The organism is Pseudomonas sp. GW821-FHT02A08, from assembly GCF_059422045.1.
Map to the genome: position 1 here is coordinate 36,114 of NZ_JBWKWD010000020.1, position 20,487 is coordinate 56,600.

Annotated in this window: 19 protein-coding genes; 10 read left to right on the forward strand and 9 right to left on the reverse strand. The window is 61.9% G+C overall.

Annotated elements, in window-relative coordinates; translation table 11 throughout:
* Position 1: 1 nt before the first annotated feature.
* Both AC07W4_RS15660 and AC07W4_RS15665 read right to left on the reverse strand, forming a co-directional pair.
* Complete coding sequence (locus AC07W4_RS15660) at positions 2 to 2,170, reverse strand: xanthine dehydrogenase family protein molybdopterin-binding subunit (protein ID WP_495033015.1); 2,169 nt, start codon at positions 2,168 to 2,170, stop codon at positions 2 to 4.
* Positions 2,171 to 2,177: 7 nt separating this feature from the next.
* Complete coding sequence (locus AC07W4_RS15665) at positions 2,178 to 2,633, reverse strand: (2Fe-2S)-binding protein (protein ID WP_495033016.1); 456 nt, start codon at positions 2,631 to 2,633, stop codon at positions 2,178 to 2,180.
* A 322-nt stretch (positions 2,634 to 2,955) separates the two neighbouring features.
* Between AC07W4_RS15665 and AC07W4_RS15670 the strand changes: the two genes are divergently transcribed.
* Positions 2,956 to 3,459: a VOC family protein gene (locus AC07W4_RS15670; RefSeq protein WP_008051850.1), complete on the forward strand. Its 504-nt coding sequence runs from the start codon at positions 2,956 to 2,958 to the stop codon at positions 3,457 to 3,459.
* 33 nt (positions 3,460 to 3,492) lie between these two features.
* Complete coding sequence (locus AC07W4_RS15675; protein ID WP_495033017.1) at positions 3,493 to 4,326, forward strand: AraC family ligand binding domain-containing protein; 834 nt, start codon at positions 3,493 to 3,495, stop codon at positions 4,324 to 4,326.
* Between the two features lie 17 nt (positions 4,327 to 4,343).
* Here AC07W4_RS15675 and AC07W4_RS15680 read toward each other — a convergent pair whose 3' ends face one another.
* Both AC07W4_RS15680 and AC07W4_RS15685 read right to left on the reverse strand, forming a co-directional pair.
* On the reverse strand, positions 4,344 to 4,931 hold the full coding sequence (locus AC07W4_RS15680; RefSeq protein WP_495033018.1) for a LysE family translocator: 588 nt from the start codon (positions 4,929 to 4,931) through the stop codon (positions 4,344 to 4,346).
* 86 nt (positions 4,932 to 5,017) lie between these two features.
* Positions 5,018 to 6,349, reverse strand: coding sequence for an aminotransferase-like domain-containing protein (locus AC07W4_RS15685; RefSeq protein ID WP_495033019.1), 1,332 nt, complete (start codon positions 6,347 to 6,349; stop codon positions 5,018 to 5,020).
* An 89-nt stretch (positions 6,350 to 6,438) separates the two neighbouring features.
* Here AC07W4_RS15685 and AC07W4_RS15690 point away from each other — a divergent pair, with 89 nt between their 5' ends.
* From AC07W4_RS15690 to AC07W4_RS15710, 5 genes are all read left to right on the forward strand, one after another.
* Entirely contained in the window at positions 6,439 to 7,335 is an 897-nt protein-coding gene (locus tag AC07W4_RS15690; RefSeq protein ID WP_495033020.1) for a DMT family transporter, read from the forward strand.
* Between the two features lie 91 nt (positions 7,336 to 7,426).
* Positions 7,427 to 8,047, forward strand: coding sequence for a LysE family translocator (locus tag AC07W4_RS15695; protein WP_495033021.1), 621 nt, complete (start codon positions 7,427 to 7,429; stop codon positions 8,045 to 8,047).
* 202 nt (positions 8,048 to 8,249) lie between these two features.
* On the forward strand, positions 8,250 to 9,332 hold the full coding sequence (locus AC07W4_RS15700; protein WP_495033022.1) for a bifunctional transcriptional activator/DNA repair enzyme AdaA: 1,083 nt from the start codon (positions 8,250 to 8,252) through the stop codon (positions 9,330 to 9,332).
* 35 nt (positions 9,333 to 9,367) lie between these two features.
* Positions 9,368 to 10,180 carry an isocitrate lyase/PEP mutase family protein gene (locus tag AC07W4_RS15705; RefSeq protein ID WP_495033023.1) on the forward strand — a complete coding sequence of 271 codons (813 nt, stop codon included), beginning with the start codon at positions 9,368 to 9,370 and terminating at the stop codon, positions 10,178 to 10,180.
* 4 nt (positions 10,181 to 10,184) lie between these two features.
* Positions 10,185 to 10,802 carry a DNA-3-methyladenine glycosylase family protein gene (locus AC07W4_RS15710; RefSeq protein ID WP_495033024.1) on the forward strand — a complete coding sequence of 206 codons (618 nt, stop codon included), beginning with the start codon at positions 10,185 to 10,187 and terminating at the stop codon, positions 10,800 to 10,802.
* Positions 10,803 to 10,931: 129 nt separating this feature from the next.
* Here the strand turns inward: AC07W4_RS15710 and AC07W4_RS15715 are convergent, their stop codons facing one another.
* The 3 genes from AC07W4_RS15715 to AC07W4_RS15725 all read right to left on the reverse strand — a co-directional run bounded on the left by AC07W4_RS15715 (position 10,932) and on the right by AC07W4_RS15725 (position 14,126).
* Positions 10,932 to 12,029: an extracellular solute-binding protein gene (locus tag AC07W4_RS15715; protein ID WP_495033025.1), complete on the reverse strand. Its 1,098-nt coding sequence runs from the start codon at positions 12,027 to 12,029 to the stop codon at positions 10,932 to 10,934.
* A gap of 2 nt (positions 12,030 to 12,031) precedes the next feature.
* Entirely contained in the window at positions 12,032 to 13,141 is a 1,110-nt protein-coding gene (gene aguA / locus AC07W4_RS15720; protein WP_008050807.1) for an agmatine deiminase, read from the reverse strand.
* A 100-nt stretch (positions 13,142 to 13,241) separates the two neighbouring features.
* Positions 13,242 to 14,126 carry a LysR substrate-binding domain-containing protein gene (locus tag AC07W4_RS15725; RefSeq protein WP_495033026.1) on the reverse strand — a complete coding sequence of 295 codons (885 nt, stop codon included), beginning with the start codon at positions 14,124 to 14,126 and terminating at the stop codon, positions 13,242 to 13,244.
* Positions 14,127 to 14,405: 279 nt separating this feature from the next.
* On the opposite strand from AC07W4_RS15725, the gene AC07W4_RS15730 reads away from it, so the two are divergent.
* The gene (locus AC07W4_RS15730) at positions 14,406 to 14,894 is read left to right on the forward strand and encodes a GFA family protein (RefSeq protein ID WP_495033027.1); all 489 of its coding nucleotides are present in this window, start codon (positions 14,406 to 14,408) and stop codon (positions 14,892 to 14,894) included.
* Positions 14,895 to 15,040: 146 nt separating this feature from the next.
* Here AC07W4_RS15730 and AC07W4_RS15735 read toward each other — a convergent pair whose 3' ends face one another.
* Positions 15,041 to 15,649, reverse strand: coding sequence for a MiaE family protein (locus AC07W4_RS15735; RefSeq protein WP_495033028.1), 609 nt, complete (start codon positions 15,647 to 15,649; stop codon positions 15,041 to 15,043).
* Between the two features lie 162 nt (positions 15,650 to 15,811).
* Between AC07W4_RS15735 and AC07W4_RS15740 the strand changes: the two genes are divergently transcribed.
* Entirely contained in the window at positions 15,812 to 16,675 is an 864-nt protein-coding gene (locus AC07W4_RS15740) for a universal stress protein (RefSeq protein WP_495033029.1), read from the forward strand.
* 125 nt (positions 16,676 to 16,800) lie between these two features.
* Here AC07W4_RS15740 and AC07W4_RS15745 read toward each other — a convergent pair whose 3' ends face one another.
* The gene (locus AC07W4_RS15745) at positions 16,801 to 17,271 is read right to left on the reverse strand and encodes a DUF1289 domain-containing protein (RefSeq protein WP_056727706.1); all 471 of its coding nucleotides are present in this window, start codon (positions 17,269 to 17,271) and stop codon (positions 16,801 to 16,803) included.
* A gap of 458 nt (positions 17,272 to 17,729) precedes the next feature.
* Between AC07W4_RS15745 and acnB the strand changes: the two genes are divergently transcribed.
* Positions 17,730 to 20,330, forward strand: a complete 2,601-nt coding sequence (gene acnB, locus AC07W4_RS15750; protein WP_495033071.1) for a bifunctional aconitate hydratase 2/2-methylisocitrate dehydratase — start codon at positions 17,730 to 17,732, stop codon at positions 20,328 to 20,330.
* Positions 20,331 to 20,487 lie beyond the last annotated feature (157 nt).

Here is a 20,487-nt window from a genome sequence, read left to right on the forward strand (position 1 = left end):
CTCACACCCCCGACAGCTGCAAGGGCAGCTCCCGCAGGCGCTGCCCGGTCAGGGCAAACACCGCGTTGGCCACCGCCGGCGCCATGGGTGGCACGCCGGCTTCGCCGATACCACCGGGCTTGTCGCTGCTGGGCACGATATGCACTTCGACCACCGGCATTTCGTTAAGCCGCAGCACCTGATAGTCGTGATAGTTGGACTGCACCACCTGCCCGTCCTTGAGTGTCAGCTTGCTGTGCAGGGCGAAGCTGAGGCCAAAGGTAATGCACGACTCCATCTGCGCGGCGATGCTCTGGGGGTTGACCGCAATGCCGCAGTCCACCGCGCACACCACCCGGTGCACGCGGATGGCGAGGTTGTCCTGGGACACCTCGGCCACTTGGGCCACGTAGCTGCCGAATGACTCATGCACCGCCACTCCCAGGGCGTGGCCATCCGGCAGTGGCGCGGTCCAGTTGGCCTTCTCCACCGCGAGGTTCAGCACACCGAGGTGGCGCGGATGGTCCTTGAGCAAGGTGCGCCGATATTCCACCGGATCCTTGCCGGCCGCCGTGGCCAGTTCATCGATCAGCGACTCCATGACAAACGCAGTGTGGGTGTGCCCCACCGAACGCAGCCACAACACGCTGATGCCGGTTTTCGGTGAGTGCAGTTCGATCTGGTGATTGGCCAGTCCTTCGAAATATGGGCTGTCGGCCACGCCTTCGACGGAGGTCTTGTCGATCCCGTCCTTGACCATGCTCGCTTCGAGCGAGGTCCCGGCCATGATCGACTGTCCGACCATCACATGCTTCCAGGCCAGTGGCAGGCCGTCCGCGCCCAGCCCGATACGCGCATGGTGCAGGAACGCCGAGCGGTAATAGCCGCCGCGGATGTCGTCTTCCCGCGCCCACACGGTTTTCACCGGTGCACCGGCGGCCTTGGCGACATACACCGCTTCGCTGACGAAATCCGACGTCGGATTGGCCCGACGCCCGAAACCGCCACCGAGAAACTCGGTATGGATCACCACTTGTTCCGGCTTGAGCCCGGTGATTTTCCCGGCGACCATCTGGTCCAGGGTCTGGAACTGGGTGCCGGTCCAGATTTCGCATTTGTCCTGGGTGATGCTCACCGTGCAGTTCAGCGGCTCCATCGGCGCGTGGGCCAGATAAGGCACGCTGTATTCAACGTCGATTTTCTTCGCCGCTTTCGCCAGCGCAGCCTGGGTATCCCCCGCCTGACCGGCGTTCAGGCCGGGGGTGGCAGCGAGTTTGCGGAAGTTCTCCAGCAGCGCCCGGCTATTGAGCCCGGCGTTCGGCCCCGGGTTCCACTCGATTTTCAGTGCATCGCGCCCCAGCTTCGCCGCCCAAAAGTGATCGGCAATCACCGCGATGCCTGTCGGCACTTGCACCACTTTGTGCACGCCGGGAATCGCCAGCGCCTCGGCGCCTTCAAAGGATTTGACGCTACCGCCGAAGGTGGGCGAACGGGCGACCATCGCAGTCATCAACCCGTCGAACTGCACGTCCATGCCGAATTTCGCCCGCCCAGTGATTTTCTCCGGCGTGTCCAGACGCTTGGTGGGTTTGCCGATCAGCCGCCAGTCTTTGGCGTCCTTGAGTTTGATCGACGCCGGGTCCGGCCGTGGCAACTGCCCGGCGTCATCGGCCAACTCGCCATAAGTTGCGCGATGCTCACCGGCAATGACTACGCCGGATTCTGTATGAATTTCGGATGGAGCGACATTGAAACGCTTGGCCGCCGCCTCGATCAACATCAAGCGCGCCGCCGCGCCGGCCTGGCGATAACGGTCGAACTCCATCCAGGTCGAGGTCGAGCCGCCGGTGATCTGCATCCCGCCAAAGCCAGGCAGGCCGTAATCGGCGGCCGACGCCGGGGAATGCTCGACGCGGATCTTCGTCCAGTCGGCGTCCAGTTCTTCGGCGATCAGCATGGTCAGGCCGGTCCAGATGCCCTGGCCCATTTCCGAGTGGCCGAGCAATACGGTGACGCTGTTGTCGTTGCCAATGCGCAGGAAGGCGTTGGGTGCAAACACATTGCCCTGGTTCTGCGCGCCCATGGCGAAACGGTGGGCACCGGGCATGGCAAATGCCACCACCAGCCCGCCCCCCAGCACGGCACTGCCCTTGAGAAAACCACGGCGCGATAACGTGTTGATGCTGTTCATGGCCGCCTCATCCCAGCTCGGCGGCGCGCTTGACTGCCGCGCGGATCCGCGGGTAAGTGCCGCATCGGCAGATATTGCCCGACAGTGCCTGATCGATGTCGCTGTCGGTCGGTTTCGCAATTTTCGCCAGCAACGCCGCTGCCGACATGATCTGCCCGGACTGGCAGTAACCACACTGGACCACGTCGAGTTCTGCCCATGCCTGCTGGACCGGGTGCGAACCGTCCACGCTAAGGCCTTCGATGGTGAGAATCTTTTGCCCATGGGCCACGGCGGTGGCCGGTGTGATGCACGAGCGCAGCGGTGCGCCATCTACGTGCACGGTGCAGGCTCCGCATTGGGCGATGCCACAGCCGAACTTGGTGCCGGTGAGGTGGGCGACATCGCGCAAGACCCAGAGCAGCGGCATGTCGGCGGGGACATCCAGCTCCTGATCCTGGCCATTGATGTTCAGGGTCAGCATGGCGCGGTTCCTCAGACTCAGGGTGATCTGAAGGGGCGTCGCTGCGGCCTTGTAGAACCTGCGCGCGCCTCGGGCTATCCCTTCAGCTAAGCGCAATTTTGCCGGCAGGCCGTGGCGCATCGACCACCGGTCATGAAAAGGCGCCTCTAAGGGCGGCCATGGAATCGCGCGCCAGCGCCTCGGCCTCACCACACAGACAGTCCGTTTGACTACGTTTACGCAACACTGGGGCAAATTTGTCGATCTACGGTACGGCCAGACGACCAGAGGCTGACTACGCTGAAAGTCCGGAACATGCGTTACCTGCAGAGGAGCTGGCACCATGCTACGCGTACAAAAACTCACGCCTTGCCTTTGGTTCGACGATCAGGCCGAAGAGGCGGCGAAGTACTATTGCTCGATCTTCGACCACTCGAAAATCACTGCCATCACCCATTACGGCCACGCCGGATTCGAGTTCCACGGGCGGCCCGAGGGTTCGGTCATGACCGTCAGCTTCGAGCTCGACGGGCAGAGCTTCACTGGGCTCAACGGCGGACCGCTGTTCAAGTTCAGTGAAGCGGTTTCGTTTCAGGTCAATTGCCTGAGCCAGGAAGAGGTCGATCATTACTGGGGCAACCTGTCGGCCGGTGGCGCGCCCGAGGCCCAGCAATGCGGTTGGCTCAAGGACAAGTTCGGACTGTCGTGGCAGATCGTCCCCGTCGCGATGATGGACATGATCAAGGACCCCGACACGAAGAAATCCCAACGGGCCATGCAGGCGATGATGCAGATGAAAAAACTCGATATCGCCACGCTGCAACGAGCCTTTGACGGCGAGAGCTAATACACTCGGGCGCTGACCTGCCGAGGAGTGAGCATGAAGCACGCCGTTGCCAAGAACGCCGACAAGGCCCCGCGCTTCTGGCGCGATGATACCCTGCCCTTCATCGAAGCCCGCTCCATCGCCGACGGGCGCGAAGTCTGCTACACCCGGCACGCCCACGAGCACTTTTCCATCGGGGCGATCACCGCCGGGCGCAGCACTTATCTGCATGAGCAGTCGGCATTCGAGGTCAGCGCCGGCACGGTCGTACTGATGAACCCCGGCGACGTCCACGCCTGCAACCCGATCGAAGACCAACCCTGGTCGTACCTGATGCTGTATGTCGATACGCCGTGGCTGACCGATTTGCAGCATCAGCTCGGCTTCAGCGATGACGCGGCGTTTCGCCGCTTTTCCCTGACCCACACCCGGGACGCCCAGCTGTTTGCCGGCCTCACGGGCTTGTATGAAGTGCTGGTCGATCCGCAACAGGACGTGCTGCGCAAACACAGCGTGGCCGTGGAGTTCTTTACCGAGGTTCAGCTAAGACTCAACCCCGCCAACCCGCCGCTGCGCGAGCCCAACTTCAAGCTGGAGCGCGCGGCCGACTACATCCGTGACCACTGTACGCAAACCCTCAGGCTCGAAGACATTTGCGAGGCGGCGCAATTGTCGCCGTCCTACCTGATCCGCGCCTTCAAACAGCATTACGGCATGACGCCCCACGCGTTCCTGGTGAACCGGCGCATCCAGTTCGCCCAGGATCAATTGCGCAGCGGCAAGCTGATCGCGGACGTGGCACTGGAGGCGGGGTTTGCCGATCAGGCGCATTTTCAACGGGCATTCAAACAGCATCTGGCGGCGACGCCGGGGCAGTATCGGGGGTGAAGCCGTGGAGATTGCCGTCAAGGCAACAACAGGTACGCGGCACTCACCACCAGCAACAACGCCATGGCGCGATTGAACAGGCGCATACCCGCCGCGTTGTTCAGAAAACCGCGCAAAAACGTCCCGGCATAGGCCCAGCAACCGACTGACACATAGCAAATCACCAGATAAATCGCGGCGAACTGCCAGACCAGGCGCGCCTCGCCATCGGCGACAAACGCGCCCATGCCGGCCACGCAGGCCAGCCAGGCCTTGGGGTTGAGCCATTGCATGACGGCGCCATACAGCATCGACGGCGCCTGGGCCGACTCACTGGCCTGCACCTGCCCATTGTCGGCCGCCAGCTTGAAGGCCATGTACAACACAAAGGCCACCCCCGCCCATTGCACCACCCGGGTCAGCGCCGGCCACTGTTGCAACAACTCATGCAGGCCCAACCCCATCAACACCAACAACAAGACAAACCCCAGGGTGGCCCCGGCCACGTGACGCTGGCTGGCCCGCAAACCAAAGCGTGCGCCGGAGCTCAACGCCACAATATTGACCGGCCCCGGCGTGATGGAAGCGACCAGCGCAAACGCTGCCATGGACATCATCAGACTCATTGCACACCTTCTTCCATCGAATTGAACAAGGCCCTCAAGGTAAAGAGCCGAACGGCTCGCGTATTGAAGAAAACTGCCCTGCACCGCTACGAGTAATAGCCAACGACGTTTTTAACCTTGCCCAGGGCTATCCGCAGTGAATCCATGTCCACCGAACCCAGCGCCAGGCGTATCGCATGCGGCACATGGGCCGAAATCGCGAAGGGCTCGGCCGGCGACACCGACACCTGTTCGCGCATCAACGCCATGGCGATCCGGTCGGCACGGGCGTCTTCCGCCAACGGCAACCAGATGAAGTAGGAATTCGGGTGACTGATGGTCCTGAGCCCTGCCAGCACCTCGCGGGCCAAGGCTTGCCGAGCCCGGGCGTCCGCGCGCTTTTGCTCCTCCAGTAGGCTGACAGTGCCGTCGTCGAGCCAGGCGGTGGCGATGGCAGTCATCACGCCCGGGGTGTTCCAGGTGGTCGCCATGATGGTGCGTTCGAAGGCGGCGACCCATTGCGCGGGCGCGGCGATAAAACCGACACGCAACCCGGTGGCGACATTCTTCGACAGGCCGGACACGTACACCGTCCTCTCCGGCGCCAGCTCGGCCAACGGTGGCGGTACGTTTTCGGCCAGGAACGCGTAGGCGGCGTCCTCGACGATCATCAGGTCATGCCGACGCGCAATCGCCACCAACTGCCCGCGCTGATCGAGGTTCATCACCCAACCCAGCGGGTTATGCAAGGTCGGCATCGAGTAGACGGCACGTACCGAACGGCTGCGGCAGAGTTTTTCCAGGGCAGGCAGATCAGGCCCGGTATCGGTGACCGGAATCGGCAAGACTTCCAGGTGCAAAGTTTCGGCCAGGGTCTTGAAACCGGGATAGGTCAGCGCATCGGCGGCAATCACATCACCGGGCTTGAGCAGCGTCATCATCGCCACCGCCAGGCCATGCTGGGCACCGCTGACGATCAACACCTGTTCGGCCGGCACGCTCAGCCCGCGGTCAAGCAGATGGCGCGCGACCGAGGCCCGCTCGTGCAGGCGCCCCGCGTGGGGCTGATAGCGCAGGAGGGACTCCAGGTCACCGGACAGCGCCAGTTGACGCAAGGCCGTGCGCAACAGGTCGGCCTGACCGGGCAATGACGGGTAGTTGAAATTCAGGTCGATCATCCCCGCCGCCACCACGTGCTGCGAGATGCCCTGCCCCGGCGGCAGCGAGGTTTCCCTGACAAAGGTCCCGCGTCCGGTTTCGCCGCTGACCAGGCCCATGCCCTCCAACTCGGCATACACCCGGCTGGCGGTGACCAGCGCCAGACCGTGCTCCGTGGCCAGTTGCCGGTGAGTCGGCAGACGCGTTCCAGGCGGCAAACGCCCGCAACGGATGTCCGCGGCAAAGGCATCCACCAGTGTTTTGTAGCGGGATCGAGGCATGTCGAGATGTATCCATGACAATTTTTTGATTGTATCGATAGTCGCTCATAGGATGAGTTTCTAGCAATCAGACAATGAGCGTGAGCCAAATGGAACGGACCTCGAACCTGCAACACCGGACGCTGGAAAACAGCACCAGCGGCTGGATCAACGGCCTGATCGGCGTGGTGATCTTCAGCGGCTCGCTGCCGGCGACACGGGTGGCGGTGCTGGAGTTTGACCCGGTGTTCCTGACGGTCGCCCGCGCGACCATCGCGGCTGTCCTGGCGCTGTGCCTGCTGGGGTTGTTCAAGGAAAAACGTCCCGCGCCCCGGCAACTGATACCACTGGCCATCGTCGCCCTGGGCGTAGTCATCGGCTTCCCTCTGTTGACCGCGCTGGCGCTGCAATACGTGACGTCCGCGCACTCGATCGTCTTCGTCGGCCTGTTGCCCCTGGCGACAGCAGTGTTCGGCGTCCTGCGCGGCGGCGAACGACCACGGGCGGCATTCTGGATCTTCTCGGTGCTGGGCAGTTTACTGGTGGTCGGGTTTGCTCTGTCCCAAGGGCTGACCGCGTCCCCCCAAGGCGACATCCTGATGCTGCTGGCCATCCTTGCCTGCGGCCTGGGTTATGCCGAAGGCGCGAAGCTGTCGCGCACGCTCGGTGGCTGGCAGGTGATCAGCTGGGCGCTGGTGCTGTCGCTGCCGGTCGTGGTGGCGCTCAGCTGGATGCGCATGCCGGCCTCGTTCAGCGGCATCAGCACGCCGGCCTGGTTCAGCCTGGCTTACGTCTCGCTGTTCAGCATGCTGATCGGTTTCGTGTTCTGGTATCGCGGGCTGGCCCAAGGGGGCATCGCCGCCGTCGGGCAATTGCAGTTGCTTCAGCCGTTTTTCGGGCTGACCCTGGCCGCCACCCTGCTGCATGAACACGTCAGTGTCGGCATGCTGGGTGTCACTGTCGCCGTGATCCTTTGCGTGGCCGGGGCGAAGAAATTCGCCGGATAGCCCCGTGTACGGTGGTTTGCGCCCATGACTGTATGGGTCTGGCCACCGCTGAGCCGTGATAAAAATAGCGTTCTTGCTACAGGAGCCCACCATGGACCTCGCCACCCTCACCCTGTTCCTGCCGGCCTGCTTCGCCCTCAACATGGCACCCGGCCCCAACAACCTGCTGTCGGTCAGCAATTCGACCCGCTATGGCTACCGCACCGCGTGTGTGGCCGGCATCGGCCGGTTGCTGGCGTTCGCCGGGATGATTGCCCTGGCCTCGGCGGGGCTGGCGGTGGTGCTGCAAACCTCTGAACTGCTGTTCTACGCCATCAAGATCCTCGGCGCTGCCTACCTGTTCTATCTCGCCTGGCAATTGTGGCGCGCCGATCCCGGCGTCGAAAATCTGGCCACCACAGCCCCCGTGGGCACGCTGGCACTGGCCCGGCAGGAGTTCCTGGTAGCGGCCGGCAACCCCAAGGCGATTCTGATTTTCACCGCGTTCCTGCCGCAATTCGTCGACTCGACCCACGCCATTGCGCCGCAGTTCGTGGTGTTGGGGGCGCTGTTTCTGGTGCTGGAGTGGATCGCCATCGGCGCTTACGCCTACATGGGCCTGCACATGCGCCGCTGGTTCGCCAAGCCGTCGGGCAAGCGGATATTCAATCGCTGCTGTGCCGGGTTGCTGTCGGCTGCGGCCTCGGTACTTCTGATGGCCAGACGCGCCTGAAGGATTAGCATTTACCTAATGTGGGAGCGGGCTTGCTCGCGAAGGCGTAGTGTCAGTCACCTCAATGTCGAATGACACTCCGCCTTCGTCGGAACGCCGCCCGGACCAAGCCCGCTCCCACAGGGGGAAATCAATTTCCAGTCCGGAATTCGCTGTCGATTTTCCGGTGGAGGTCGCCTATGCCGCGATCTATGCTGCGCCCATGAACCTACAAAAAACGCTGCTTCCGCCCCGTGCCGAGATGGTTCGCGCCATGCTCGAGCGAGACACCTCCTACGAGGGCGTGTTCTTCACGGCGGTCAAGACCACAGGCATCTTCTGCCGCCCCGGTTGCACTGCCCGCAGCCCGAAGCCTGAGAATGTCGAGTTCTTTGCCAACGCCGAACAGTGTCTGGCGGCGGGCTATCGCGCCTGTCTGCGCTGCAAACCGCTGGACACCGCCGCCAGCGCGCCGGACTGGGTGCAGACACTGTTCAAATCGGTAGACGCCGACCCGGAGCAGCGCTGGACTGACGCCCAGCTAATGGCCGCAGGCATCGAACCACTGAAACTGCGCCGCTGGTTCAAGCAGCATTTCGGCATGACCTTCCACGCCTGGCTGCGCGCCCGGCGCCTGGGCATGGCGTTGGGCGGGATCAAACAGGGAGACTCCATTGATGACGTCGCCTTCGATTCCGGCTACGAGTCCCTGAGCGGATTTCGCGACGCCTTTCAGAAATCATTTCATATCACCCCGGGCAAGGCGGCCAACAGCGAGCCGCTGCTGTTCACGCGCCTGACCACGCCGCTGGGGCCGATGATCGCCATGGCCGAACGGCGCGGGCTGGTGCTGCTGGAGTTTCTCGACCAGGCATCGCTGAACCCTGCGGTCCAAGCGCTGCAAAACCGTTTCGGTTATGCCGTGGCGCCGGGGCACAACGCGCATTTGCAGCAGATCGAAGCGCAATTGTCCGCGTACTTCGCCGGCACGCTCACTGAGTTCAGCGTGGCCTTGCACATGCCCGGTAGCGAGTTCTCCCGCCGGGTCTGGGCTGAACTGGCGAAGATCCCCTACGGCCGGACCACCACCTACGGCGCCATCGCGGCGAGCCTGGGCAAGCCCGGTGCCAGTCGGGCGGTGGGCCTGGCCAACGGGCATAACCGCTTATCGATTGTCGTGCCCTGCCACCGAGTGATCGGTGCCGACGGTTCGTTGACCGGCTACGCTGGAGGCCAGCCGCGCAAGGCGTTTCTGCTCAGGCTGGAAAACGCCGCGGTGCAGTTCACGGAGCAACTGGCGTTCTGATCCCCCCACAGATTTTTCATAAGGAAGGAAACTCGATGGACAGGCTCGACAATCAACTGCACCAACTGCATCACGAGGGTTTGCTGATCCTCACCAACGTCGCCGATGCCGCCGGGGCGCGGCTGGTGGAGCAACTGGGCAACAAGGCCGTAGCCACCAGCAGCGCGGCGGTGGCCTGGGTGCATGGCTATCCGGACGGCAACACCCTGCCCCTTGAGCGCCTGGTCTCGACGGTCGAATCGATTGCCCGGGTCATTTCGGTGCCACTGACTGTGGACATCGAAGCCGGTTATTCCGATGACCTGGAACGGGTGGCCCAGGTGGTTGATGCGGTGATCGCCGCCGGCGCTGTCGGGATCAATATCGAAGACGGTTCCTCACCGCCGGAGCTGCTGGTGCGCAAGATTGAGATCGCGCGCCAGGTGGCCGACCGACGCAACGTGAACCTGTTTATCAATGCGCGTACCGATGTCTACCTGCGGGGCCTGGTACCTGCCGAAGATCGCGTCGCGGAAACCCTCAGGCGCGCTGCGCTGTATCAGGCAGCTGGTGCCAATGGCCTGTTTGCGGCGGGCGTAACCGCCGAGTACGAGATCAAGGCGCTGTGCCACGGCACCTCGCTGCCGCTGAATGTGCTGGGGTTCCCGGGTCTGCCGTCGCCCGAAGCGCTTGAAGCACTTGGCGTACGCCGTCTGACCGCCGGTTCCGGCATCGCCGAATTCCTCTACGGCGCCATGGCTGGCATTACCCAAAGCTTTCTGCAAACCGGCAAGTTCGATACCCACAACCTGAAGGCTTTCACCTATGGCGAAATCAACGCCCTGTTGAAACCGTCCGGGAAAGCCTGAACCCATGGCCGACGGCTATCGGGCGGCCAGCGCGTTCCTGGCCGCCATCGATGAAGACTGGCGCCACCACATCGACGCCATCGGCCCGTGCCTGCACCAGCCCCATGCGGCCCGTGACCCGTATGAGTCGCTGGTGCGGGCGATTGCCTATCAGCAACTGCACGCCAAGGCCGGCGATGCGATCGTCGGCCGGCTGCTGGCGCTGTTCGGTTCAGGCTCGTTTCCCAGACCTGAACAGATCGTCGCCACGGATTTCGACCGACTGCGCAGTTGCGGGTTTTCCGCGAGCAAGATCGCGACCATTCAGGGCATCGCCCAAGCCTCGCTGGACGGCGTGGTGCCGGATTACGCCACGGCGCTGGCCATGGATGATGAAGCGCTGATCGAACGCTTGATCACCTTGCGTGGCGTGGGTCGCTGGACCGTGGAGATGCTGCTGATCTACAGCCTGGAACGCCCGGATATCCTGCCGGCCGATGACTTTGGCGTGCGTGAGGGCTATCGACGGCTCAAGGGGCTCCAGGTGCAGCCGACGCGCAAGCAGATGATCGAGATCGGGTTGGCGTGGAGCCCGTATCGGACGGTGGCGGCGTGGTATTTGTGGCGGGTGCCCAACCGGTAGACCGCGTTATCGTTCTTCGTCGGAACGCCGCCCGGAGCAAGCCCGCTCCCACAGTTGGAATGCAATCCCCTGTGGGAGCGGGCTTGCTCGCGAAAGCGTCAGCCCAGTCAATACATCACCCGAAACTGATCACAACCCCGACTTCAACCGACTGAACGCCCGGATCAGCGCCCGGTTGAACGCCTTGCCATTGTCATTCTTGCTATACAGCGAAGCCCTGACCGCCGCCGTCGGATACGTCCCCGGGTCGTTGCGAATCGCCGGGTCGACCAGGCCGTCCGCCGCCGTGATCGCATTGGCGTAATGGATGGTGTCGGTGATCGGCGCGATCACTTCCGGAGTCATCAAGTAATCCATCAGCGCCAGACCGGCCTTCGGGTGCGGTGCGTCCTTGGGAATGACCATGGCATCGAACCAGATCAACGTGCCCTCCTTCGGAATCCGGTACTTGAGCGAATACGGCTTGCCCGCCGCCTCGGCCTGGCCCGCCGCGATGGCCACGTTGCCGTTCCACGACATCGCCACGCAGGTGTTGCCGTTGGCCAGGTCGCTGATGTTCAGGTCATTGTCGAAGTAACGAATGTAGGGCCGAATCTTCGCCAGTTGCTGTTCGGCCAGCTTCAGGTCATCGAGGTTCTGGCGGTTGATGTCCAGGCCCATGTACTTCATGACCGCCGCAAACACTTCATTGGGATCGTTGAGCAGGCTGACCCCGCAATCGGCGAATTTCGAGACCACGGCCGGATCGAAAAGCATCGCCCAACTGTCGGTCGGCGCTTCCGGCAGGCGCTGTTTGACCGCCTGTTCCTGATAGCCCACGCCCGTGGTGCCCCAGGCGTAGATCCCGGCATGGCGGTTGCCGGGATCGAACGCCGCCATGTGCTGGCGGAACTCCTCGCCGACCCCGGCGAAATGCGGCAGTTGCTGTTTGTCGATCGTCTGCACCGCGCCACTCTCGATGGCTCGCGACAGATGCTGCCCCGCCGTCAACACCAGATCGTAACCACTGCGGCCGGTCAACAGTTTGGTCTCGACGGTTTCCAGGGAATCGAAGTGATCGGCCACCACATGGATGCCGGTTTTCGCCTCGAAGTTCTTCAAGGTGTCCGGGGCCAGGTACTCGCCCCAGATGTACAGGTTGACCACCGGTCTGGCGGTATCGGCGGCCTGCACACACAGGGGTGCAAGCACCAGCAGTATTGCTTGAGTCAGTTTGTGCAGGCCCATTTTCACACTCCTTTGCCAGCGTACTGCGGCATGGTGATGCACGCGACGTTGCCGCCACCGAGGAGGATTTCCCGGGAGTTTTCGATGCCGACGATGCTGTGTTTCGGGAACAATTCGGCCAGGGTCGCCAGCGCCACCTTGTCGTTGCGATCACCGAACAACGGCACCACGATGGAACTGTTGCCGGCGTAGTAGTTGATGTACGACGCGCAGATCTTCGTCCCGGCCTGGCGGGTATGGGTGCTGTCCTGCTGGTCCAGGCCTTCGGCTTCTTCGGCCGTCCACTCCAGCACATCCGGTTGCGGCAGCTTGTGCACGATCAACTCGCGGCCCCGACTGTCGCGGGTGCTGCGCAAGATGTCGTAGGCCTCCTGATAGATTTCCCACTGCGGGTCATCGCGATTGTCGGTCCATTGCAACACCACTTCGCCAGGACGTACGAAACACGCGAGGTCGTCGACATGACCATCGGTTTCGTCGAACTTGCAGCCCCGTGGCAGCCAGATCACTTGCTCGGCGCCGAGGTAGTCGGTCAGGCGGCGGGTGACTTCGTCCTTGCCCAGATGCTGGTTGCGGTTGCGGTTGAGCAAGCACTGTTCGGTGGTCAGGATGCTGCCCTGGCCATCACTCTGGATGCCGCCCAGTTCGGCAATCAACGGCGCGCGATAGCGGTCGAAGCCTTCGATTTCGAGGATTTTGCTGGCGATCTGGTCGTCCTTGTCCCACGGGTAGTACAGGCCACCGTCGAGCCCGCCATAAGCGTTGAATTCGAAGTCGACGCCGCGCACCTCACCGCTCCGATCGTTGACCACAAAACACGGGCCGCTGTCGCGGAACCAGGTGTCGTTGCAGGTCATTTCCACCACACGCACCTGCGGCGGCAACTGGCGACGGGCGGTGGCAAACTGTGCCGCCGAGGCGCACACGGTGACCGGTTCGCTCATGGAAATGGCGGTGACGATCTGCACCCAGACTTTCTGCGCCGGCTTGGCCCCGTTGCGCCAGACGTCGGTGCGCTCCGGCCAGCCGAGCCAGCAACCGGACTTGGCTTCGAATTCGCCGGGCAGACGGAAACCGTCCTGTTTGGGGGTGGTGTCGAGCAAGCGGGCCATGGTCAAACCTCTTCAGCGGGGATTGGAATGACCACAGGCTAAGGGCGTTGGCGACTGGCTCGCCAACGATGATTATTTCGGAATACTTGAATCTAACTCATCAATCGAGCAACTGATCGTTGAACCATTCCAGCATCTGCGCCACTGCCGGACGCTCCAGCCGCACCCGTTCGCACACCAGTGCGTATTGGCCCAGTGCAGTCATGCTCGAGGTGAACGGCCGTACCAGCCGCCCGCTGAGCAAATCTTCCTGGGCCGTCAAGTTGTCGCCCATGGCCACGCCCTGCCCTTGGGCCGCAGCCTCCAGTGCCAGCCCGGCGTGGGCAAAATACAGCTGCCGGTCGGGGCGCTGATCGCCGGCATGGCTGGTGAGCCACGCGGTCCAGGTCTTGCCGTCCTGGTCGTCGTGCAGCAGGCAATGGCGGACCAGGTCCTTCGGAGTTTTCAGGGTGCCCTGGTTGAACAGGCCGGGGCTGCACACCGGGAAGAACTGCAACGCCGGCAGCGGCCGGACGAAATACGCGCTGCTGTCCACCGGGCCGGTGCCGTAGGTGATCGACAGGTCGATGTCCTCCCCGGGCGCCGTGGCGTCGATCGGCTGTTCGTATAGATGCAAGGTGATGTGTGGGTAGCGCGCGTAGAAATCGGTGAGCCGGCTCATCAACCACTTTTGCGCCAGCTCGGCGGTGACCGCCAGACGCAATACCGCCAGGGATGAAGGGTCACGCAGTTCATCGCAGGCATCGCCAATCAGTTCGAACGCCTGCTGCAAGCTCTGCATCAGGCGCCCGGCGGCCAGGGTCGGGCGAATCTGCCGGCCCTCGCGCACGAACAGCGGCACGCCGAGCTGCTCTTCGAGTTGGCGAATCTGGTGGCTGACCGCGCTGTCGGTGACACACAGCTCGGCCGCTGCCCGACCGAAATGGGCGTGGCGGGCGGCGCATTCGAAGGTTCGCAGGGCTGCCAAGGAAGGTAATCGTCGCATCAGGTCATGTCCCGGTTTCGAGGGGGACATGCTGACTTGGCCGTTGGTGGGCGTCCAGTAACACCGCGTTATCGTTCTTCGCGAGCAAGCCCGCTCCCACAGTTGGAATGTAATCCCCTGTGGGAGCGGCGGTGCGACGATTCGACTTGCTCGCGAAAGGGCCGGCCCATTCACCCCCCATCCAAAACCCGGCACATGTTGAACACTCAAACTGAAACCGGTGGCGACCGGCGACGGTCTAGGCTGTCTTGGATACGCTCAAGACAGCCGGAGGCTCCCATGCAACTCGAAGGTTCCTGCCATTGCGGTGCGGTGTCGTTCAGTTTGACCAGCGCCCACCCCTACCCTTACCAGCGTTGCTACTGCTCGATCTGTCGCAAGACCCGAGGGGGTGGCGGTTATGCGATCAACCTCGGTGGCGATGCCGCCAGCCTGAAGGTGCGCGGGCGCAAGCACATTGCGATCTACCACGCACGGCTCAAGGACGAAGGTGACAAACGCGCCCACAGCAGCACGGCCGAGCGGCATTTCTGCTCGGTCTGCGGCTCGGGTTTATGGCTGTTCAGCCCGCAGTGGCCGGAATTGATTCACCCGTTTGCCTCGGCCATCGACACGCCGCTGCCGGTGCCGCCGGAGCACACGCACCTGATGCTGGGTTCGAAGGCGCCGTGGGTTGAGGTCCAGGCGCAGCCAAGGGATAAACAGTTCGATGTGTACCCCGAAGAGTCCATCGCGCAATGGCATGAACGCCTGGGTTTGAGCCGTTAGCTTTTGTGTTGCTGATGGCCCCTTCGCGAGCAAGTCGAATCGTCGCACCGCCGCTCCCACAGTTGACCGGGTTCTGACATGGGAATGCGGTCGAATGTGGGAGCGGGCTTGCTCGCGAAGGCGCCCGCAAAAACAACACCGAATAATCAGGCCGCAGCAGGCACACCGCTGTGAAAACGAAATTCCACATCCGGCGACTCGATCAGTTCCTGCTCGGCGGCGCGGACCTTGTCGATCACCTGGGCGATATCCTTGGCATCGCCGTACTGGTACGCCAGTTTCAGGTAACCCTGGAAATGCCGGGCCTCGCTCTTGAGCAGACCGAAATAGAACTTGCCCAGCTCTTCGTCCAGATGCGGCACCAGCGCTTCGAAACGCTCGCAACTGCGGGCCTCGATGAACGCCCCTACCACCAGGGTGTCCACCAGTTTCACCGGCTCGTGACTGCGTACCACCTTGCGCAGCCCCGACGCATAGCGCCCGGCGGACAGTTGGCGCAATTCGATCTTGCGCCGTTTCATCAAGCGCATGACCTGTTCATGGTGCACCAGCTCTTCCCGTGCCAGGCGCGACATCATGTTGATCAGATCGAAGTGGGAGTGATACTTGGCGATCAGGCTCAACGCGGTGCTCGCCGCCTTGAATTCGCAGTTCTTGTGGTCGATCAGCAGGGTTTCCTGATCGGCCAGCGCGGCCTGGATCCAGCCGTCGGGGGTGCGGCAGCCAAGGAACTCGTGAATTTCGGGAAGGATCATGGGGCTCACGGAAAAATAGGTTCAAAACGAAGGGCGCCGATTATACCGGCCTGCCCGCAGACCACCAGTCGCCAACCGTTGATATGCATCAAGTCCCCGAATCGCAGACAGCAACTATAGTTGTGCAACGCCGTGCTTTTTTATTTTCAGGAGATCCCGCACATGCAAGCCGTTCGCAGCATTCTGGTGGTCATCGAACCCGAGCACTCGGAAAGCCTGGCGCTCAAACGGGCGAAGTTGATCGCCGGTGTGACCCAGGCACAGTTGCACCTGCTGGTGTGCGACCCCAAGCATGATCACAGTGGCATGCTGGGCGTGCTCAAGGCCGCGTTACTTGCCGACGGCTACACCGTCACCACCGAGCAGGCCTGGAATCAGAGCCTGCACGAAACCATCATCGAGGTGCAGCAAGCCGAAGGCTGCGGCCTTGTGGTGAAGCAGCACTTTCCCGATAGCGCACTGAAAAAGGCCCTGCTGACACCCGAAGACTGGAAATTGCTGCGCCAATGCCCTTCCCCGGTACTGCTGGTAAAAACCGCTGGTTCATGGAAAGACAAAGTGATCCTGGCAGCCATCGACGTCGGCAACAGCGACCTCGAACACCGCCACCTACACGACACCATCATCGATCATGGCTATGACATCGCAACCCTGGCCAAGGCCCACTTGCACGTGATCAGTGCCCATCCTTCGCCGATGCTGTCGTCGGCCGACCCAACGTTTCAACTCAGCGAAACCATCCAGGCGCGCTACCGCGAGCAATGCAAGTCGTTCCAGGCTGAATTCGACATCGACGATGAGCACCTGCACATCGAGGAAGGCCCGGCGGACGTGTTGATTCCGTTTATGGTGCACAAGCTGCAGGCGGCAGTGACGGTGATCGGTACCGTGGCGCGTAGCGGGTTGTCAGGGGCGTTGATCGGCAATACCGCAGAAGTGGTGCTCGATTCGGTCGAGAGCGATGTACTGGTGCTCAAGCCGCAGGAGATTGAGGATCATCTGGAGGAGGTTGCCGTCAAGCATTGAGATTTGTGGTGATTGAAAGGCCGTCTTCGTCGGAACGCCGCCCGGAGCAAGCCCGCTCCCACAGAGGATTTGTGAACGACGCAAATCCCCTGTGGGAGCGGGCTTGCTCGCGAAGCTTTTAAAACTCAGCCTCCAAACGCGTCCTTGAGGAACCCCGGCGCTATGTAGCGCTGGTAATGGGCTTCGGAGAGCAGGAAAAATTCCCGATCAATGGCGTCGCGCAATTCCGGCAGGTTCCACTCGCGAAACTCCGGCAGCAACACCATCCCGTAGGCTTCCAGGTTGTTGATCACCCGCGCACCGCGCGCAATCAACTGATAGGCCCAGCAATATTCCGACTGATGGGGCACGAAGCGGATCTTGCGCTGCTCCAGCTGCATTCTCAGCAGTGCCGGGTCGAAAATTTCCACCTTGGCGGCCATCACCTGGGACAGCAACTGCTCAAGACGCAGCCATACCGCGCGCTTTTCTTCCTCGTTGTAACCGTTCCAGTGGATCACTTCGTGGTGGAAACGCTTGCAGCCACGGCACACCAGGTCACCGTAAACAGTGGAGCAGAGGCCGACGCAGGGTGTCTTGATGGTCTGATTGGGCATAGATAGGCAAAAACGCGAGAAGGCAGAACAGGCCCGCATGTTAGCCCTTTGTCGGCCATTGATCACCCCTCAAAGTTCAGGGCCCATGGAGAATCGGGCTCTGCTGAGCACCGCCACCAAAGTCCAATAAACACTGACTTACCTTAAATTTTTTTTTGCCGTAGAATCAGCCTGCCTTTTTAGGCGCCAATGTCCGTTAGAAGCTGTTTTCAAAGCGTCACGAGCACAGTCGTTCCTTCAGAGCGGTGTTGGCGAGGGGTTTTTCCAGCGGGGAAAAGCCCAACGCCAACCCTCATCAGCTCCCGTTCTGCAGGCGTAAAACTTTGAAAGCAGCTTCTGTAAGGAATTGTCGGTAATTCTGGCTAAGTGGCTCACAACGCCATGCAGCGCATGAGTACGGCAATTTCGGGATGAGCGTCCCGGACACCCATTTGGGACCACTGATGAGGGTAATAACTGTGCTTGAAGCCTACCGCAAACATATCGAAGAGCGCGCAGCACTGGGTATCGTTCCCCAGCCGCTAAACGCCGAACAAACTGCAGGCCTGGTCGAGCTGCTGAAAAATCCCCCGGCTGGCGAAGAAGCATTCCTCGTTGACCTGATCACCAATCGCGTTCCGCCTGGAGTGGACGAAGCAGCCTATGTAAAGGCCGGCTTCCTGTCCGCCATCGCCAAAGGCGAAGCCAAATCCCCCCTGATCGACAAGAAGCGCGCTGTTGAACTGCTCGGCACCATGCAGGGCGGCTACAACATCGTGACTCTGGTTAACCTGCTGGACGACGCCGAACTGGCTCCAGTAGCTGCCGAAGAACTCAAGCACACCCTGCTGATGTTCGACGCCTTCCACGACGTCGCTGAAAAAGCCAAGAACGGTAACGTTCACGCCCAAGGCGTGCTGCAATCCTGGGCTGACGGCGAGTGGTTCGTGAAGCGCCCGACCCTGGCCGACAAGATCAGCCTGCGCGTGTTCAAGGTCACCGGCGAAACCAACACCGACGACCTGTCCCCTGCGCCTGACGCCTGGTCCCGCCCGGACATCCCGCTGCACGCCCTGGCCATGCTGAAAATGGCTCGCGACGGCATCGTGCCTGACGCACAAGGCGTCACCGGTCCGATGAAGCAGATCGAAGAAATGCGCAACGCCGGCTTCCCTATCGCCTACGTCGGTGACGTGGTCGGTACCGGTTCTTCGCGTAAATCGGCCACCAACTCCGTACTGTGGTTCTTCGGCGACGACGTTCCTTACGTGCCGAACAAGCGTGCCGGCGGTTTCTGCTTCGGCAGCAAGATCGCTCCGATCTTCTACAACACCATGGAAGATGCCGGCGCACTGCCAATCGAATTCGACGTTTCCAACATGCACATGGGCGACGTGATCGACCTGTACCCGCATGCTGGCAAAGTCTGCAAGCACGGCACCGACGAAGTCCTGACCACCTTCGAAATGAAGACCCCGGTGCTGTTGGACGAAGTTCGTGCCGGCGGCCGTATTCCGCTGATCATCGGCCGTGGCCTGACCGAGAAGGCTCGCACCGAGCTGGGCCTGCCACCTTCGACCCTGTTCAAGAAGCCTGAAGCTCCGGCTGAAAGCACCAAGGGTTTCACCCTGGCGCAGAAAATGGTCGGCAAGGCTTGCGGCGTGACCGGCGTTCGCCCGGGCACCTACTGCGAACCGAAAATGACCACCGTGGGTTCCCAGGACACCACCGGTCCAATGACCCGTGACGAACTGAAAGACCTGGCGTGCCTGGGCTTCTCGACCGACCTGGTGATGCAGTCCTTCTGCCACACCGCGGCTTATCCAAAGCCGATCGACGTGACCACCCACCACACCCTGCCTGACTTCATCATGACCCGCGGCGGTGTTTCCCTGCGTCCGGGCGACGGCATCATCCACTCGTGGCTCAACCGCATGCTGCTGCCGGATACCGTCGGTACCGGTGGTGACTCCCACACCCGTTTCCCGATCGGCATCTCGTTCCCGGCCGGTTCCGGTCTGGTTGCGTTCGCCGCTGCCACCGGCGTCATGCCGCTGGACATGCCTGAGTCGGTCCTGGTTCGCTTCAAGGGCGAACTGCAGCCAGGCGTCACCCTGCGTGACCTGGTTCACGCCATTCCTTACTACGCGATCCAGGCTGGCCTGCTGACCGTAGAGAAGAAAGGCAAGAAAAACGCCTTCTCCGGTCGCATCCTGGAGATCGAAGGCCTGCCTAAGCTGACCGTCGAGCAAGCGTTCGAACTGTCTGACGCCTCGGCTGAACGTTCGGCTGCCGGTTGCACCATCCAGCTGTCCAAAGAGTCGATTGCCGAATACCTGCAGTCCAACATCACCCTGCTGCGCTGGATGATCGGCGAAGGCTACGGCGATGCCCGTACCCTGGAGCGTCGTGCCCAGGCGATGGAAGCCTGGCTGGCCAACCCTGAGCTGATGGAAGCGGACAAGGACGCCGAGTACGCCGAAATCATCGAGATCGACCTGGCCGACATCAAGGAGCCTGTACTGTGCGCTCCGAACGACCCGGACGACGCTCGCCTGCTCTCCAGCGTTGCTGGCGAGAAGATCGACGAAGTGTTCATCGGTTCGTGCATGACCAACATCGGTCACTTCCGCGCTGCCGGTAAGCTGCTGGAACAGGTCAAGGGTCAGCTGCCAACCCGTCTGTGGCTGTCGCCGCCGACCAAGATGGACGCTCACCAACTGACCGAAGAAGGCTACTACGGCATCTACGGCAAGGCCGGTGCGCGCATGGAAATGCCAGGCTGCTCGCTGTGCATGGGTAACCAGGCACGTGTAGAGCCGAACTCGACTGTCGTGTCGACTTCGACCCGTAACTTCCCGAACCGTCTGGGTGACGGCGCGAACGTCTACCTGGCTTCGGCTGAGCTTGCGTCCGTGGCTTCCATCCTGGGTCGCCTGCCGACCGTCGAGGAGTACATGGAATACGCTGGCAAGATCGACAGCATGGCGGCCGATGTCTACCGCTACCTGTCCTTCGACCAGATCGCCGAGTTCCGTGAAGCTGCTGCGAACGCCAACATCCCGGTCGTTCAAGCCTAACGTTGCAACGCAATGAAAGACGCCGCCCATCGTGAGATGAGCGGCGTTTTTTTATGCCTTCTACCTCAACACCATACCCCCTTGTGGGAGCGGGCTTGCTCGCGAAGAGGGAGTGTCAGTTCATACAAATACCGACTGACACCCCCTCTTCGCGAGC